Origin of the sequence: Nevskia sp. (assembly GCF_051860985.1) — a bacterium.
Taxonomy (GTDB): domain Bacteria; phylum Pseudomonadota; class Gammaproteobacteria; order Nevskiales; family Nevskiaceae; genus Nevskia.
Map to the genome: position 1 here is coordinate 502,807 of NZ_JBIMKV010000001.1, position 16,269 is coordinate 519,075.

Consider the following 16,269-nt stretch of genomic DNA (forward strand, 5'->3'; position numbering starts at 1 on the left):
AGTTTCCTCATGAGCACGAGCACCCAGCCCCAGGCCTGGATCGCCTCCGGCGTCCGCACCCCCTTTGCCAAGGTCGACGGCGCGCTCGCCGGCCACGACGCCATCGCGCTGTCGGTGCCGGTGGTGCAGGCGATGCTGGCCCGTCTCGAGGACGGCGCGCAGCCGGACTTCGCGGTCTGGGGCAGCGTGGTGCCCAACCTCACCTGGAGCAATCTCGCCCGCGAGGTGCTGATGGACGCCGGCGCGCCGCCGACCATCACCGCCTTCTCCACGATCATGGCCTGCTCGACCAGCATGATCGGCGCCATCGAGGCCGCCGGCATGCTCAACGACAGCAGCCGCCAGCTCGCCCTGGTCGGCGGCGTCGAGAGCATGAGCCGGGTGCAGATCGGCCTCGGCCAGACCCTGTCGGACTGGCTGCGCAAGTTCCAGAAGACCAGGACCATCGGCGACAAGCTCGGCCACCTCGCCAGCCTCAAGCTCGCCGACGTCGGCCTCTACATTCCGGCGGTGACCAATCGCACCACCGGCAAGAGCATGGGCGAGCACACCGAGATCACGGCGAAGGAATGGCGGATCGGGCGGCCAGAGCAGGACGACAGCGCGCTGGCCAGCCACCGCAACTCGGTCGCCGCCTGGGAGCGCGGCTTCTTCGACGATCTGGTGATCCCGGTCGGCGGGACGAAGCGCGACGGCATTCCGCGCAAGGACACCACGCTGGAAAAGCTCGGCAAGCTGCCACCGGCCTTCGACCGCACGAGCGGCCAGGGCACACTCAGCGCCGGCAATTCCTCGCCGCTCACCGACGGCGCCGCCGCGATCTGGGTCGGCACCGAGACCGGCCTGGGCAAGCTGCCGGCCGGCACGCCGAAGGTGAAGCTGGTGGACTGGGAGATCGCCGCCATCGACTTCCGCCACGAAGGCCTGCTGATGGCGCCGGCCTTCGCCATCCCGCGCCTGCTGGCGCGCCGCGGCCTGAAATACAGCGACGTCGGCCTGTGGGAAATCCACGAAGCGTTCTCGGCGCAGGTGCTGTTCCACATCAAGGCGATGGAGGATCGCGCTTTCCTGAACGATCGCGTGGGCGTCGCCTTTGACTTGGGCCACTTCCCGCGAGACCGGGTCAACCCCAATGGCGGCAGCGTTGCCATCGGCCATCCCTTCGGAGCGACCGGCGCTCGCATTCTCAGCCAGGCGGTGAAGGAACTCGCGGCGATGCCCAGCGGCACGCGGGCCATCGTCAGCATCTGTGCCGATGGCGGGCAGGGCTCGGTGGTGCTGCTGCAGTCGGCCTGATGCAGCGTCTGGCCGCGTTGCGCGTGACGTACAGCGCGGGCTCATACCTTCGTATGAACCGTCGGCCGACCGTTCCGGCTCTGGATCGCCCGATGGCAGCGCTGACATCGCCCTTTCATCGGTTCCGTTCGAGCCGGAGGCCGCGCGGCGATCCCAAAGTATGATTTCCGCGACGGATCGATCGTGCGAAAACATCGACATCTGCCAGAGGATTCCTTTTCGTGCCGCCCTCCGTCGTTCCCTGCATCGCCATCGTTGATGACGACGATTCCCTTCGCCTCTCGTTGCAGGGGCTGATCCGCTCGCTGGGTTTTCGCGAGCAGGGCTACACCAGCGCGGAGGAGTTTCTCGCCGACGCCAATGCCTGCGATTGCCTGTTGACCGACTACCGCATGCCCGGTGCCAGCGGCCTGGACCTGGTGCGTCGGCTGCGCGACGCCGGCCGCGATACGCCGGTGATCCTGATGACGGCGCAGACCGAAGCAGGGCTTCGGGAGCGCGCGCTGGCCTGCGGCGCGCTGTGCATGCTGGCCAAGCCTTTCGAAGCGCGCCAGCTGATCCGCTGTCTGAACCAGGCGCTGCCGGATCATGCGGTCGCGCCAGACTGAGCGCATGCCCGCCTCACCAGGAACAGCGATGGATGGAAAGCCCGGCGACCGACGCCTGACCGAGTCCGGTGCCGGATTCGCTGAATGGTTCGACGCCGTTCACGAAAGCGTGGTGGTGCGCGATCTGGATGGCCGGGTCCTGGTCTGGAACACGGCCGCCGAACAACTCTATGGCTGGCCGCGCGAGCAGCTGATCGGGCAGTTGGCCGAGACCTGGCTGCGCTCCGAGCCGGCCGCCACTCGCGAGTTCGGCGAGCAGCAACTACTGGCCACGGGTCGTTGGGACGGCGAACTTCGTCGCCGAAATGATGCGGGGCAGGAACTGCAACTGGAACTGCGATGGGTCCTGCAGCGCGATGACGAGGGCCGGCCCGCGCACGTCGTCGAGACCGGCCGCGATCTGAGTGAGCGCCGCCGCGCCGAGGCGGCACTGATTGCCAGCGAACAGCGCTACCGCAACCTGTTCGGGGCCATGGCCGCGTCTTTCTGGGAGCTGGACTTCAGCGGCGTCGGCACGCTGCTGCGCGAGCTGCGCAAGGCGGGCGTCGACAACTACGCGCAGTACTTCGCCCGGCATCCGGAGTTCTGCCGGCAGATGATCGGTGCCACCCGCATCGTCGACGTCAACGACGAGACGGTGCGGCTGTTCGGGCGCGGCGACAAGGCCGAGCTGATGGCCGACCTCAACGCCTTCTGGCCGGACGAGAGCCTCGCCGTCTATGCCGCCAGCACGCTCGCCGCCGTGGGCGGCCTGTCGCACTACAGCATCGAGACCCGCTTGCGCCGGCTCGACGGCAGCGTCTTCGATGCGCTGTTCACCGCCTGCTTCGCGCCGGAGGCAGTGGCGCGCGGGCGTCTGCTGATCGGCGTCATCGACATCTCCGAACGCAAGCACACCTTCGCCGCGCTGGAGCGCAGCGAGTCGCGCTACCGCAATCTGTTCCAGGCCATGGCAGTGTCGTTCTGGCAGCTCGATTCCAGCCGTCTCAACACGCTGTTCGCCGGGCTGCGCGCGCAGGGCGTCACCGATCTGCACGCCTACATCGACGCGCATCCGGAGTTCTTGCAGCGGGCGATGGAAGCCTCGGTCGCCATCGACGTCAACGAGCGGGCGCTGAAGCTGTTCGGTGCCAGCGACGTGCAGCAGCTGCTCGGGCCGGTGACCCGGTTCTGGATGCCCGGCCGCGCCGAGGCCTTCCGCGGCAGTATCGAGGCCGGCTGGCGCCGCGAGCCCGGCTACCAGGCCGAGACCCGGCTGCGCACCGTCGATGGCCGCGAGATCGACGTGCTGTTCTTCGTCACCGCGCCGCCCGAGATGCGCGACAAGGGCATGGTGCTGGTCGGCAACATCGACATTTCCGAGCAGGTCGCGGGCCGCGCCGTGCTGCGCCAGTTGCAGGCCGAGCTGGCGCATGCCGGCCGCGTCTCGATGCTCGGCGAGCTGACCGCGTCCATCGCCCACGAGGTCAACCAGCCGCTGGCAGCGATCGCCACCAACGGCGCCGCCGGGCTGCGCTGGCTGTCACGGGCCGAGCCCGATCTTGGCGAGGCCAAGGCCCTGCTGCAGCGGATGAGCGACGACGCCCGCCGCGCCGCCGCGATCATCGCCCGCATCCGCGGCATGGCCCTGCGCCGCGCGCCGGAGCCAGCACCGCTGGCGCTCGACGCCCTGGTGCAGGAGGCCATGCAGTTCCTGCAGCACGAGCTGCGTGCCCAGCAGGTGCAGCTGCATCTGCAATTGGCGCCCAATCTGCCGGCGGTGCAGGGCGACCGCGTGCAGTTGCAGCAGGTGATCGTCAACCTCGTGGTCAATGCGCTGCAGGCGATGGCCCAGGCCGGCAGTCCGCGCCGCGAGTTGCGCATCGAGACGGCGCTGACGGCGGCCGGCGAGATCGAGTTGGCGGTGCTCGACAGCGGCCCCGGCATCGCCGCAGAAAACCTCCGGCGCCTGTTCGAGAGCTTCTTCTCGACCAAGCCCAACGGCATGGGCCTGGGCCTGCCGGTGTGCCGCTCGATCGTCGAGGCGCACGGTGGCCGAATGGTCGCCGGCAACCGCGGCGACGGCTGCGGCGCGCGCTTCGCGATGACGTTGCCGGTCGCGACGGTCGACTAGGGCCCGTTCACAAGGTCCGAACGAACCACGCCACCGTGACGTCCTGGGCGCGCCGAGCGAGCGGAGCCCCGGGATCGAAGACCCGGAAGATATGGTCGGCACCGCCGATCAGCACGGCTTCGGCGGGCTGGCCGGGGGCGATGCGCAGGAACTCGGCGTCGTGCTGCGGCAGATGATCCTGGGAGCCGCGCACGGTGAGGAAGGCGCCGGGGTATTTGGCCAGCGCGCGGTCGATGTCGTAGCCGCGGAAGCTTTCGTAGAACGCGCGCCTGGTGGTGATCTTCTTCCAGCCCGGCACGTCCTCCGTGGCCTCGACATCGCGCAGTGCCTTGGCGACGATCTCCGGCGCGCTCTGCTGCCACATCGCGAACTGATCGCCAGCCGGGCTGGACCAGACCGCCATCGAGCGGAACCACGTCGGCTGACGGCCGCCGGTCTCGATCGCGGTGCTGGCGCCGAGGCTGAAGCCCTGGACGCCGATGCGCCTGGCATCCACCCCTTTCTGCTTCAACAGGAAGGCATGGGCCGCGGCGGTGTCTTCCAGCCGGGTGGCGAAGGTCGATTCGATCCGGGTGCGCAGGCGGTCGCCCTCGCCACGGAAGTTGATCCGCAGGCTGGCGATGCCGTTTGCGGCCAGCGCCTGGGCGAGGTGCTTGCCGAGATCGCCGACGCCATCCATGTCATCGGCGAAGCCGTGCAGCAGCAGCACGGTTCGGCCATCCCAGCCGCGGTCCGGCGTCAGCCAGGCGGCGCTGACGCCTGGGGCGACATCGAGACGCTGTTCGGCGGCCAGCGCGCCGCAGCCGATGAGGCTGGCGAGGACCGCGATGGCAAGCGAAACGAGGCCGCCGAGGCACTTCTTGCCTGCTTTCATGTTGCTGGGGCCTGCGCTTGCGGGTGAGCGCTTTGTCTAGCAAAAAGCGCTTCGGCTTGCTGGCCTGATCGGGGTGGCGCGCTTTGGCCCGGATCGATGCGATCACGGTGGGTCGGGCTGTCGCCCGACTCACCGCAGCCACACTCGCCTCAGCGCCGCTTGCCGTTCGCAGCCCAGAACGGCGGCAGCTTCGCCTGCGTGAACAGCGACTTCGGAATCATCGAATGGATGCCCTTGGTCTCGTCGACCACCTGGGTCACCCGGAAGTCGATGGCGATGCTCGACAGCGCGAAGGCATGCGCGAAGTCCAGGCCGTAGGTGTCGCCGAGCAGCGTGTTGGTTTCGCGGATCGCCATCTGCATCGCGCTGTCGAGATCCGGGTCGAGACCGAAGGCGATGAAGTGCGTCGCGCTTTCGGCGCGCGGTGCCGACAGCAGCCGGCCTTTGTGCAGGATGAACTGCAGCACCGAGGTGTTGGCGGTTTCGATGGCGTTGACCGTGACCTCGCCATCGCCCTGCGCAGCGTGGCTGTCGCCAGTGAAGAACAGGCCGCCCGGATGGAATACCGGCAGGTACAGCGAGGTGCCGTCGACCAGTTCCTTGCAGTCGAGATTGCCGCCGAACAGGCCCGGCGGGCCGCTTCTGCGGTTGGCACCTTCCGATGCTGCCGGCAGCAGGCCCATGACGCCCTGGAACGGGCCGAGCGGTACTTCGATGCCGTCGCCGAAGTGGCCGCTGCGGCGCTTGCCGTCGAAGGTCACCACCACCGTGTGCGGTTCCTTGACGTCATCGGGAATGCCGCCGCGACCGGGCCGCTGGCTGACCGTGCCGTAGGGGATGCGCGGCGTCACCTTCAGCACCCGCACCTCGATGGTGTCACCGGGCATCGCGCCTTCGATGGCGATCGGGCCGACCAGCAGGTGGCCGGTCTTGATGTCGGCATAGCGCTCGGTCTTCTTGACCACGGCGTCGATCTCGCGGATCGCTTCGGCTTCCTCGGCGTTGACGGTGACGCCGTTGGCCTTGAGCCAGGCGAACGGTTCCTCCTCGCCCCAGCGGTTGCCGCCGCCGCCGTCGATGCGCACGGTGGCGCCGGATTTGACGGTCAGGATCGGCGCCTTCTGGGCCGGGAAATTGCCGATCACCGAGTTCTCCGGCGTCAGCCGCAGCCAGTGATCGGCCTTCGGCAGCACCACGCCGGCACGGGCCGGCAGGGCCAGCGCGCCGAGCAGCAGCAGGGCGGCGAGGCGCGTCGGCAACTGGACGCGGCGGCTTTCAGTATTCATCGAAGATCCTCTGGATGACGGCGACATCGGTGGTGCGGGTCAGCGCCAGCTGCAACAGGATTCGCGCCTTTTCCGGCAGCAGGTTGTCGCCGGGCACGATGTGCGCCTCGCGGCGGCGCGGCGTGTCCTGCACGCGGCCGCCGTGCGTGCGGGCGGTGGCGACCACCACCACGCCCTTGGCCTGGGCGCGCTTGATCGCGTCCGTCTGGCTGGTGGTCGGGCTGCCGGCACCGGTGCCGTCGACGACGATGCCCTTGACGCCGTGGGCGACCATCGCGTCGATCAGGTAGCCCGGCGCATCGCGGTAGGCGTAGGCGATCTCCACCCTCGGCAGGTCCGCGTAGTCGCGGCCGGCGAACTCCGACTGCGTGGTGTGACGACGCAGGGGCGCGCGGTAGAACTTCACCTGGTCGGGATCGGCGTAGCCGATCGCGCCGACGTCGATGCCCTTGAAGGTCTGCACCCGGTAGGCGGAGGTCTTGGAGACATCGCGGGCCGGCGTGATCACCTGGTTCATGCAGTGGAGTACGCCCTTGCCGGCCGCGTCCTTGCTGCCGGCGACTCTGACCGCGTCATAGAGGTTGCGCGGGCCATCGCCGGACAGCGCCGTCCACGGCCGCTGCGAGCCGACGAAGACCACCGGCTTCGGCGAGTCGACGATCAGATTCATGATGTAGGCCGACTCGGCCAGCGTGTTGGTACCGTGGGTGACGACCACGCCATCGACCGCCGGATCGCGCAGCAGCACGCGCAGCCGGGCGGCGACGCGCAGGTCGTCGCCCTGGGTTTCGCCGCTGGCGCGGTCGACCGGCGGGCGGCCGTCTTCCAGGCGGATGTTGGCGACCGTCGCCAGTTCCGGTTCGTCGGCCAGCCAGTCCTGCGGATCGACTCTCGGCACGCCCTTGCCGCCGTAGTTGGCGACGTTCAGGCGCGGCGTGCCCCGGCTGGCGATGGTGCCGCCCATCGACAGGATCACCACGGTCGGCAGCGCGGCAGCATCGGCCGGCGCCGGCGGCAGCGGCGCATAGGTCGGGATTTCGGCAGCGCCGGCGGGCAGCAGCGGCACCGTGCACAGCAGGCTCGCGGACAGTGCCGCGGCCATCAGGGACAGGCGTTTCATGGCGGCTCCGGACGGGGCTCAGTACTCGTCGAACATGCGCTGGATCTCCACCGGGTCGGTGGTCCGGGTCAGCGCCAGGCGCAGCAGGATGCGGGCCTTGTGGGGCGGCAGGTTGTCGGCGGTGACCTGGCCCTTGGCCGCCACCTTTTCGCTCTTGACCACCCGGCCGGAGCCCTTGCGATCGCTCTGCACGACGACGATGCCCTGGCCTTTCAGCGCCGCCAGCGGCTCGGAATACCCGCCGCTGCCGACGATGCCGCGAGCACCGGCAGCGACGAAGCCCTTGATCGCGGCATCGTCGGCTTCCTGGTAGGCGTAGAGCACATCGACTCTCGGCAGCGTGCTCAGCTTCGCGACATCGAACTCGCTGTGCGCGGTGTGGCGGCTGGTGGGCCGGCGGTAGAAGACGATGCGGTCGCTGTCGGCGAAGCCGAGCGGCCCGGCATCGCGCGCGATGAAGGTGTCGACCCGGTAGGTGTTGCCTTTGGTGGTGTCGCGGGCGGCGTTGATCTCGTCGTTGAGCAGGATCATCACGCCCATGTCGCGGGCCGCCGGTGTCGCCGCGACCCTGACCGCGTTGTAGAGGTTCATCGGGCCATCGCGGCTGACCGCCGTGTACGGCCGCATCGCGCCGACCACCACCACCGGCTTGTCCGACTTCACCGTGAGGTTCAGGAAATAGGCGGTTTCCTCAAGCGTTGCCGTGCCGTGGGTGACCACGGCACCGGCCGCTTCCGGATGCGCCAGCCAGGCGTTGATCTGCTGGGCCAGCAGCAGCAGCTTCGGCGTGTCGATGCCGCCGGAGCCGATATTGCTGATCTCGGCATAGCTGAGCCGGGCGATGTCGCGCAACTCCGGCAGGTCGTCAACCAGTTCGCTCGGCGACACCTTGCCGTCGCTGTACTCCATCAGCTTCTGGCGGTGCGCGCCCTTGCTCTGGATGGTGCCGCCGGTGGTGAACAGGCGCACTTCGGGCAGCGCGGCGGTGGCGGTGTCGGCGCGTACCGGCAGCAGCGCCAGCAGCACGGCCAGACCGGCGCAGCACGACAACGGGCGAATCATGGGCAGCCTCCTTCGGGTGGGCATGTCGGGAACCGGCGGATCACGGCGCGGCGGCCGCCAGCCGGGCATCGAGCTGCTGCAACTGCCGCTGCCAGCCATCGCGCAGCCGGCGGGCGTCGTCGATGCTCATCGACGGCCGTCCGGGATGGGCGACGCTGCCGCCGCGCGCCAGCGCCCGGTCCAGCAGCTGCAGCGGCTCGGCCAGGCCATCGCGCTGCAGCGCCAGCGCTTCGGTGGCGGCGGCGCGGCCATCGAGCTGCGGCAGCAGCGCGTATTGCAGCCAGCGGTGGCTGTAGAGCAGCAGCGCCAGTTCGGTGTCGCGGGCCGCGCTGGCTTCCAGCCGGGCCAGCGCCCGCAGCTTCGGCAGCGCCTCGTCCATCGCCACCCGGGCGCGGCGGGCGGCGCGCAGCGCGGCGTCACGCTCGCCGTCGCGGGCGGCTTCGACGGCCTGCTTCAGGCTGTCGGTCCAGGCCGGCTGCGGCGGCACCCAGGTGGCGGTGGCGGCGGCCGTCATCAGCCCCAGCGGCAGGCCGAAGACCAGCAGCGGGCGCAGCCATTCGCGACGCGTCGGCGCACGCAGCGTGGCGCTGGCCGGTGATGGCGCGGCCGGCGCGCGGCCGTCGAGCGTGGCGGCGGTGCCGGGCTGGCGCAGCTTCCAGATGAAGCCGTCGAAGTAGTAGTGCATCAGCGTCGACGTGAAGCCGAGCGCCAGCAGTGGAATGGTCAGCCAGACGCTGTCGAAGCCGGTGGTCAGACCTTCGCCGTAGGCCAGGCAGGCCAGCACGTAGAGCAGTGCCGCCCAGACGCTGTTGCGGCTGTGCAGCCAGCGGAACCAGCCCGGTCGCGCAGCGCCGGGACGGGCCGCGAGATTGCGGTTGTAGCGCCAGACGATCGCCAGGTATTGGGTCATGTGGACGATGCCGATCACCGCGAAGCCGACCTTGAACGACCAGCCCGGCGCCCAGGCGCGGATCAGCGCGTTCGGCGTGTAGCTGAGCCACATCGCCGCGAAGCCCAGCACCAGCAGCGCCAGCTTGGCGCGGCTGATGAACCAGCCGCGCCGCCAGCAGACGATCAGGTAGGCGGCGTAGACCAGACTGCCGAGCGCCGCCAGCAGCGCCGCCAGATCACCCAGCGCGGCCAGCGCCGCAATCGGCAGCGTCTGCAGCAGCGGCAGGCCCAGCCAGCGATCGAGATCCACCAGCAGCTCCGGCAGCCAAGCGCTGGAGGCCAGCAGCAGGTAGACCATCCAGACGCTGCAGACCATGCGGTCCATGCCGGCGGCCAGCTTCGGCGGCGCGGCGTTGCCGCGGTCGTACAGGCGCATGAAGCCGTAGTGCTGCATCAGGAAGTGCCACGGGTCCCAGAGCGTCAGCAGGATGAACAGGTAGAAGAACGGCTCCAGCCCGTAGCCGCGCTGCTGCAGGTGGATCAGCACCGCCAGCGCCAGCAGGAACGGGATCACCGGCATCAGCAGCCAGCGCCAGCGATCGGCGTGGTAGGTGTCGAGGTCGCCGTACAGGCGGACCCAGGTCGGCAGGTGATGGGCCACGGTCAGCACGACGTGGGTGAGCAGCACCAGCGTCGCCGCCTGTTCGGCCGGCAGCCAGGCGAACGCGGCGATCGCCAGCAGCAGGCTCAGCACCGGCGCGGCGATGATCAGCAGGCCGTCGAGCATCGGCGACAGCACCCAGCGCTGGCGTGGCGGTGCCGCAGGGCTGCGGGCCAGCGGCGCGGCAAACGGCTCGGCGATGATCGGGCTGGGGTTCATGGCGTTGCGAAGGGCACGGGAACGGTGCGGCCTGTTCCTGTGACGCAGCCCGGCAGCAGCCCCCTACCCCGCGTCGAAGCGCGCGCCGCCGATCACCAGCAGGCCGTGCGCCGACAGATCCAGCAGCGCGTCGTGCAGCGCCTCCGGCGTCAGCGCCGGCTGCCGCTGCGCCAGCGCGCCGACGGTGATCGACGGCTGCTCGGCGATTTCCCGCAGCAGACCGGCGGCCGGCGAATCGGCGGCCAGCGCGCAGCCGTTGACGCGCAGCGTGTCGGCACTGCGCACCGGCGCCTGCGCCGTGGCCAGGCGCAGCGGCGTCTCGGCACCCAGCGCCTGCTGGCCGGCCAGCCAGGCCAGCTCGAACTCCGGCGATGGCCGTTCGGCCAGCGCCCGGGCGCGGCGGAAATCGGCGAGCAGCGCCGGCTCCAGCAGCAGCTCGCGCAGCGCTTCCACCGCCGTGCCGAGTGCCGCCGCCTGCGCGGCGGCATCGTCGACCAGCCGCCGCCGCAGCGGCACCCGCGCCGGGGCGTGACGGGCCAGCACCCAGGCCAGGAAGTCGTGCAGCGTCGGTGGCTCGATCAGCACTTCCAGATGCGCGCTCGGCAGCTCGTCGGCGATGCGCCGGTGCCACCAGCCGCGCGGCAGCGCCAGCACGTCGCCGGCTTCCAGCCACACATCGAACACCGGCACGCAGGGGCAGACCGGGGCCAGGCCGGCGCTGTCCTGGCCGGGCAAGGGATCGTCGATGCCGCAGCCGTACAGCAGCCAGCGGCTGCGGCCGATCAGCTGGATGATCTCGGCATCCTCGGTCAGCCAGCGCGCCTCGCCGCCGGCCTTGGCACTGAAGCTCAAGCACGCGCTGGCGCGGGTCGGCTGGCCGTGGCGACGGCCGATCGCCGCCGCCAGTTGCCGCGCTTCCAGCAGGCTGCGCTCGACCTCCGGCAGCAGCAGGCAGGCGCCGTCGCGCAGCAGCGTGTAGACGCGCTCCTTGACCAGCAGCAGCCGGCCATCGGCCAGGTCGACGTACTACGCCGGCTCGATCGCCAGCCCCTGCCGGCGCAGCTGCAGGTGTTCCGGGCGCGGCGGCAGCGCGTGCAGCAGGCGATCGAAACCCTGCCAGTCGATACCGTGATCGCGGCAGGCGGCGCGGCGCACGCGGGGCCCGGCGTCGTCCGGCCGGCCGAACGCAGCCGGCTGGGCACCGGATTCGGCCGCCATCACCGGCCTCAGGGCTCGCCGGCCAGCGGACCGAAATCCGCCGGCGGCTCGCGGCGATGCGTCGCCGCCTCATAGGCCGAGGCGATGCGGATCAGCAGCGGTTCGTCGAACGGCTTGCCGACGATGTCCATGCCGACCGGCAGCCGCGCCGGCACCGGGCCGACCAGGCGGATGTGGTCGTCGCCCACGGTGCGTTCGCCACCACCGCCGCCAGGGTTCGGCGGGTACTCGACCTTCGGCGCGCTGGGATCGCGGATCAGGTCGTAGACCTCGGTGGTGAAGCCGGCCGGCACGGTGATCACCGGAAAGCCCTGCTGGCCCAGGAAGCTCCAGACGCTCGAGCGGCCGTTGACCGGCGGCCCGGCCGGTGCGCCGAGCTTGGTCGGCGGCAGGCTGCTGGTCGGGTAGACCAGCGCGTCGAGCTTCTGCTCGGCCATGCAGGCCAGCACCAGCTGCTGCACCGAGAAGCGCCGAAGCATGCGTTCGGCCAGGTTCAGCTCGCTGGCCTTCTCGGTACTCTCGCGGGTCTTCAGGCGATCCGGGAAGTTCGGGTCCTGATGGAAGCGCGCCTTGCTCATCAGGTCGGCATTGGTCTTGATGCTGGCGTCGCCGCGCTCCTGCAGGTAGCGGTTCAGCCAGTACTTGCTTTCGCCTTCGGCCTGCGCCGGCCCGAAGTCGCGCAGGGTGATCGCCGCCGGCACCTTCGAAGGATCGGCCGCCATCGACAGCAAGGTGGCGAGGTGATCGCCCTTCGGCTTGCCATCGGCCTCGACCGGGAACAGCTCCGGAAAGCGCCGCGTGAACTGCTTGCCCTGCACCGCCGGCAGGTACTTCGCGAAGCAGGCGGTGAACAGGTCGCCGTCCGGGCCCGGATCGACGATGGTCGCGCCAAGCGCCTTCAGGTCCTGCGCGGCACTGCCGACGATGTCGATGGTCTGCTCGTCGGCCTTGGTGAACAGGGCCTTGTTCATGTACTCGCGGACCACGCCGATGCGCAGGCCATCGAGCCGCTTCGGCGCGGCGTAGCTGGCGTACGGCTGGCTCGGCGTGCGGCCGAGGCTGAACGCGGTCAGCTCGTCCGAAGGGTGATAGCCGGCGATCACGTCGAGCACCCGGGCGGCGTCCTCCACCGTGCGGCAGATCGGCCCGACGCGGGTGTTGATGCCGATCTGGATCATGCCGGTGCGCGGCACCAGTTCCTGGGTGCCGGCGATGCCGACCGCGCTCGCCGCGCTGGCCGGGCCGCGAATCGAGGAGCCGGTTTCCTCGGCGATCGCGCAGGTCACCAGATTGGCGCCCACCGCCGAGCCGGAGCCGCTCGACGAACCACGCGGCGTGCGCTCGGTGTCGTAGGGATTGCAGAAGGTGCCGCCGAAGGAACTGCGCGGCACCGCCGAGGCGTATTCGCCGAGATTGGACTTGGCGATGATGATCGCGCCGGCCTCTCGCAGCCGGGTGATGAACACGGAATCCTTTGGCGGCCGGTCGTTGGCGTAGAAGGCGTCGGCACCGGAGGTGGTGCGCATGTCGAAGGTGTCGTACTGGTCCTTGATCGCGATCACCACGCCGTGCAGCGGCCCCACCAGCTTGCCGGTGCGGGCGAACGCGGCGTCCAGCGCGGCAGCGGTTTCCAGCGCGTCCGGCATCGCCGGATCGGCGTCCTGGGGGTCGGTCAGGCTGCGCGCCTTGCGGGCATCGAAGCCCCAGCGTTTGCGCGCCTTCGGACGCAGGTTCAAGGTCGACAGCGCATTGATCTGGCCGGCGTGCGGGATCGTCGTGATCGGCCCGAGGATGCCCTGCGGCTCGGCCACGCAGCGGCCGTTGTAGGCCTTGATCCGCTTCAGGTATAGCTGCACCAGGCTGGTGGTGCTCAGCTCGCCGCTGGCCAGCGCGGCCTGGATCTCGGCGATCGTCGCTTCGTGCAGATGGAAGGTCGGCTTCGCCGCCGCCGCCGGCGCGCCAGCCAGCGCAGCGGTCGTCAGCAGCAGGGCGGCAAGCGCCGGGGAAAGACGCGGGATGGACGGCATGGCAGCGCTCCTGTACGGGAACGACGGCCGGATCGGAAGGCACAGCGGGGCCGTCGCTGCCTTCGACGCGGCGCAGGCCGCCTACCCCACCTTGGCGTGAAAGCGCTGTCAGCGCGGTGGGGGAAACGCCGCGCCGGCCGTCTTCAGGACGACGGCCGCGATTTCCGGCCGCAGCGCCCTCCGCCCGATGACCACCATCCGCCGTTCGTTCGTCCCTGCCCTGCTTGCGGGCGCCGCCGTGCTGCCCGGCTACGCCACGGCCAACGACCTGCTCGACCGCTATCACGACGCGCTCGACCAGGATCGCAACCTGCGGGCCGCGCAGTACGCCCGCGACGCCGCGATCGAAGCGCGGCCGCAGGCGCTGTCGGCCTTCCTGCCACGCCTCAACGCCAGCGGCAGCCACGAGCGCAGCCACAACGAGATCACCACCAGCAGCAGCCGGATCATCACCGACCCGACCAATCCGGCACCGAACGCCAGCAGCCGGATCGATTTCTACAACAGCTTCGACCAGGGCCAGGTGCAGCTGAGCCAGACGCTGTGGAGCCAGGAAGCCTTCCAGCGGCTGAAGCAGGCGGACATCAGCGTGGCGCAGGCCGAAGCCAGTTTCCGCAGCGCCCAGCAGAGCCTGATCCTGCGGCTGGCGCAGGCCTATTTCGAGGTGCTGGCGGCCAGCGACGCGCTGCGCACCGGCAGCGCCGAACGGGCCGCCACCGAACGCCAGTGGGCGCAGGCCGAGCGCCGCCGCGAAGTCGGCCTGGCGACCATCATCGACGTGCAGGAAACCCGCGCCGCGTTCGATGCCAGCATCGCCACGGTGATCGCCGCCGAGCGCCGGCTCGCCAACGCGCAGCGGGCGCTGGAGGAAATCACCGGCCGCGAGGCCGATCCCGGCCAGGCGCTGGCCGAGGAAATGCCGCTGAAGCCGCCGGCGCCGGCCAGCGTCGAGCACTGGCTGGATGCCACCCGCAGCGACAACTACGAACTGCGCATCGCCCGGCTGGCCACCGAAATCGCCGCGCGCAATGTCAGCGCCGTGCGCGCCCGCCACTACCCCACCTTGAGCCTCAGCGCCACCTACACCGAAAGCCTCAACAGCAGCGAGCGCAATGCCGATTCCACCCGCAGCGGCATCGGCCTCAGCGTGAACCTGCCGATCTACGCCGGCGGCCTGATCGCCTCGCAGGTCCGCCAGGCCAGCGCGCTCGGGCTGCAGTCGAAGGCCAGCGAGGAAAGCACCCAGCGCACCGTCGAACGACAGACCCGCGACGCCTTCCAGGGCGTGATCTCCGGCATCGCCAGCGTCCGGGCGACGCAGGCGGCGATGCGCTCGGCGCAGCTGGCGCTGGAATCGAGCCAGCTCGGACTCAAGGTCGGCACCCGCACCGAGGTCGACGTGCTGACCGCGCTGCGCAACCTGTATTCGGCGCAGCGCAGCTACTCCCAGAGCCGCTACGACTACCTGCTGAGCGTGCTGAACCTGAAGCGCCAGGCCGGCCAGCTGGCAGCGAATGACCTGGCCGACATCGATGCGCTGCTGGTCCCCGCCAGCGCCGAACCGGGCAGTGCAGTGGTGACACCCGTGCCCTCTTCGGCACCCGCACCGCGTTGAGCGGGCGCTGGCTTCAGCGGCTGATCGGTTCGCGCGGCGGCGGCGGCGTCAGCGCAAGGCGGGCTGCGATCCGCCGGCTAGTTATCGGCGTCATTGGCGAATTTTGAACCGCCCCTACTGCGCAAAACCGGAGGAACCACCGGTTCGGCTAAGCGCCTTGTAGGGCCTCATGTTCCACCCGCCGGTCTGCCACGGAGAGACCAAATGACTAACCGCCCCAGAATGCTGACAGTGAACGTGGCTGCAGTGAGTAAGAAGAATATGACCGGTGCCTCGTAGACAATCGCGACGACACCATGTGCAAACCCGTTGTCGGGAGTGCCATCTGCATTGAGCGTAGGCTCGCCCCAAACAAAAAGTAAATGCTGCAAGGCCGAGAAACAACGCGACGATGAAACCGGAACTGATGGCAGATGATAGAAAGATCATTTTCATCTTGAGGCCCAACGCCCAAGCTCAAGCGCGACTCTGCCGTAGCGAAGCGGAGGCAGAGTCGCCGCCTGGAGCACCTTGCTGGACGGCAATCTCCGCCTCAGTGCGGAAGATGTCGCGCCGCAGCCTCTCATAAAGCGGTGTCCCAGGCCGGATCAACGGAGCGCATACCCCCTTCATAAAGGCGCGGCTATCACTACCTAGCTTTACGCTCGGGAAGAGCCGCTTAGCAGCATTGTATATATCACCCGCCGGACGCTTCAGATCGTCGACTGGACCGCCTGCATCAACGCTTGACATAAGTGCTGTCGCTTTTGCTTGAAGCATTTGCGAGGCGATTTCGGGTGTTCCGAATGTTGTACACATAGCTTCGAGAACCGCATCGTCAAGGAGATACGATTCGATAGTCCTAAGGATTCTCTGATTAACCCCCCTTGTTTGGTAAAATTTGGATATCGGAAACAGCAAGGGAATCAACGCCATGAAGCAGATATCGCTGGCCTCGTCGGGATTCGAGAAGTTTGGTCGGTCGACGAAGCGAAGCGTGTTTTTGGCGGAGATGGATCGGGTGGTTCCATGGTCGGTGCTGTGCGAGCTGATCGAGCCGGTGTACCCGCAGAACGAGGTCGGCCGTCCGCCAGTGGGGCTTGAGCGGATGCTGCGGATTCACTTCCTGCAAGCCTGGTTCAACTTGTCGGACCCGGCGGTTGAAGAAGCGCTGTACGACTCGGAAGCGATGCGGCAGTTCGTCGGCATCGACTTGGGCGTGGAACGGGCGCCGGACGAGACGACGATCTGCAAGTTCCGGCATCTGCTGACGAAGAATCAACTGGGGAAGAAAGTCTTT

13 protein-coding genes are annotated in these 16,269 nt (G+C 69.2%); 5 read left to right on the top strand and 8 right to left on the bottom strand.

What is annotated here, in order from left to right:
* The first annotated feature begins 9 nt into the window (after positions 1-9).
* The 3 genes from ACTIGJ_RS02200 to ACTIGJ_RS02210 all read left to right on the top strand — a co-directional run bounded on the left by ACTIGJ_RS02200 (position 10) and on the right by ACTIGJ_RS02210 (position 4,017).
* Positions 10-1,296: an acetyl-CoA C-acyltransferase gene (locus ACTIGJ_RS02200; RefSeq protein ID WP_439638625.1), complete on the top strand. Its 1,287-nt coding sequence runs from the start codon at positions 10-12 to the stop codon at positions 1,294-1,296.
* 221 nt (positions 1,297-1,517) lie between these two features.
* Positions 1,518-1,904: a response regulator transcription factor gene (locus tag ACTIGJ_RS02205; RefSeq protein ID WP_439638626.1), complete on the top strand. Its 387-nt coding sequence runs from the start codon at positions 1,518-1,520 to the stop codon at positions 1,902-1,904.
* A 28-nt stretch (positions 1,905-1,932) separates the two neighbouring features.
* On the top strand, positions 1,933-4,017 hold the full coding sequence (locus tag ACTIGJ_RS02210) for a PAS domain-containing sensor histidine kinase (protein ID WP_439638627.1): 2,085 nt from the start codon (positions 1,933-1,935) through the stop codon (positions 4,015-4,017).
* Positions 4,018-4,024: 7 nt separating this feature from the next.
* Here ACTIGJ_RS02210 and ACTIGJ_RS02215 read toward each other — a convergent pair whose 3' ends face one another.
* The 8 genes from ACTIGJ_RS02215 to ACTIGJ_RS02250 form a co-directional block, all read right to left on the bottom strand.
* Entirely contained in the window at positions 4,025-4,891 is an 867-nt protein-coding gene (locus ACTIGJ_RS02215; RefSeq protein ID WP_439638628.1) for an alpha/beta hydrolase family protein, read from the bottom strand.
* A gap of 149 nt (positions 4,892-5,040) precedes the next feature.
* On the bottom strand, positions 5,041-6,177 hold the full coding sequence (locus tag ACTIGJ_RS02220; protein ID WP_439638629.1) for an acetamidase/formamidase family protein: 1,137 nt from the start codon (positions 6,175-6,177) through the stop codon (positions 5,041-5,043).
* A complete protein-coding gene (locus ACTIGJ_RS02225) occupies positions 6,167-7,297 on the bottom strand; it encodes an asparaginase (protein ID WP_439638630.1) in 1,131 nt (376 codons plus the stop codon). The genes ACTIGJ_RS02220 and ACTIGJ_RS02225 overlap by 11 nt, the downstream gene beginning before the upstream one ends.
* Positions 7,298-7,315: 18 nt before the next feature.
* Entirely contained in the window at positions 7,316-8,359 is a 1,044-nt protein-coding gene (locus tag ACTIGJ_RS02230; RefSeq protein ID WP_439638631.1) for an asparaginase, read from the bottom strand.
* A 40-nt stretch (positions 8,360-8,399) separates the two neighbouring features.
* Positions 8,400-10,130, bottom strand: coding sequence for a hypothetical protein (locus ACTIGJ_RS02235; protein ID WP_439638632.1), 1,731 nt, complete (start codon positions 10,128-10,130; stop codon positions 8,400-8,402).
* Positions 10,131-10,193: 63 nt separating this feature from the next.
* Positions 10,194-11,147 (bottom strand): JmjC domain-containing protein, encoded by a 954-nt coding sequence (locus ACTIGJ_RS02240; protein ID WP_439638654.1) that lies wholly within the window; start codon positions 11,145-11,147, stop codon positions 10,194-10,196.
* A 9-nt stretch (positions 11,148-11,156) separates the two neighbouring features.
* Positions 11,157-11,348, bottom strand: coding sequence for a hypothetical protein (locus ACTIGJ_RS02245; RefSeq protein ID WP_439638633.1), 192 nt, complete (start codon positions 11,346-11,348; stop codon positions 11,157-11,159).
* An 8-nt stretch (positions 11,349-11,356) separates the two neighbouring features.
* The gene (locus ACTIGJ_RS02250) at positions 11,357-13,375 is read right to left on the bottom strand and encodes an amidase (RefSeq protein WP_439638634.1); all 2,019 of its coding nucleotides are present in this window, start codon (positions 13,373-13,375) and stop codon (positions 11,357-11,359) included.
* Between the two features lie 187 nt (positions 13,376-13,562).
* Here ACTIGJ_RS02250 and ACTIGJ_RS02255 point away from each other — a divergent pair, with 187 nt between their 5' ends.
* Together ACTIGJ_RS02255 and ACTIGJ_RS02260 are read left to right on the top strand one after the other, a co-directional pair.
* On the top strand, positions 13,563-14,990 hold the full coding sequence (locus ACTIGJ_RS02255; protein WP_439638635.1) for a TolC family outer membrane protein: 1,428 nt from the start codon (positions 13,563-13,565) through the stop codon (positions 14,988-14,990).
* Positions 14,991-15,903: 913 nt separating this feature from the next.
* A partial coding sequence (locus ACTIGJ_RS02260; RefSeq protein ID WP_439638636.1) for a transposase occupies positions 15,904-16,269 on the top strand: 366 nt, incomplete at its 3' end.

Excerpts from the sequence above, each read along its gene's own strand:
- ACTIGJ_RS02200 (WP_439638625.1), top strand. The coding sequence starts at position 10 with ATGAGCACGAGCACCCAGCCCCAGGCCTGGATCGCCTCCGGCGTCCGC.
- ACTIGJ_RS02210 (WP_439638627.1), top strand. The coding sequence starts at position 1,933 with ATGGATGGAAAGCCCGGCGACCGACGCCTGACCGAGTCCGGTGCCGGA.
- ACTIGJ_RS02215 (WP_439638628.1), bottom strand. The coding sequence starts at position 4,891 with ATGAAAGCAGGCAAGAAGTGCCTCGGCGGCCTCGTTTCGCTTGCCATC.
- ACTIGJ_RS02220 (WP_439638629.1), bottom strand. The coding sequence starts at position 6,177 with ATGAATACTGAAAGCCGCCGCGTCCAGTTGCCGACGCGCCTCGCCGCC.
- ACTIGJ_RS02225 (WP_439638630.1), bottom strand. The coding sequence starts at position 7,297 with ATGAAACGCCTGTCCCTGATGGCCGCGGCACTGTCCGCGAGCCTGCTG.
- ACTIGJ_RS02230 (WP_439638631.1), bottom strand. The coding sequence starts at position 8,359 with ATGATTCGCCCGTTGTCGTGCTGCGCCGGTCTGGCCGTGCTGCTGGCG.
- ACTIGJ_RS02235 (WP_439638632.1), bottom strand. The coding sequence starts at position 10,130 with ATGAACCCCAGCCCGATCATCGCCGAGCCGTTTGCCGCGCCGCTGGCC.
- ACTIGJ_RS02245 (WP_439638633.1), bottom strand. The coding sequence starts at position 11,348 with ATGGCGGCCGAATCCGGTGCCCAGCCGGCTGCGTTCGGCCGGCCGGAC.
- ACTIGJ_RS02250 (WP_439638634.1), bottom strand. The coding sequence starts at position 13,375 with ATGCCGTCCATCCCGCGTCTTTCCCCGGCGCTTGCCGCCCTGCTGCTG.
- ACTIGJ_RS02255 (WP_439638635.1), top strand. The coding sequence starts at position 13,563 with ATGACCACCATCCGCCGTTCGTTCGTCCCTGCCCTGCTTGCGGGCGCC.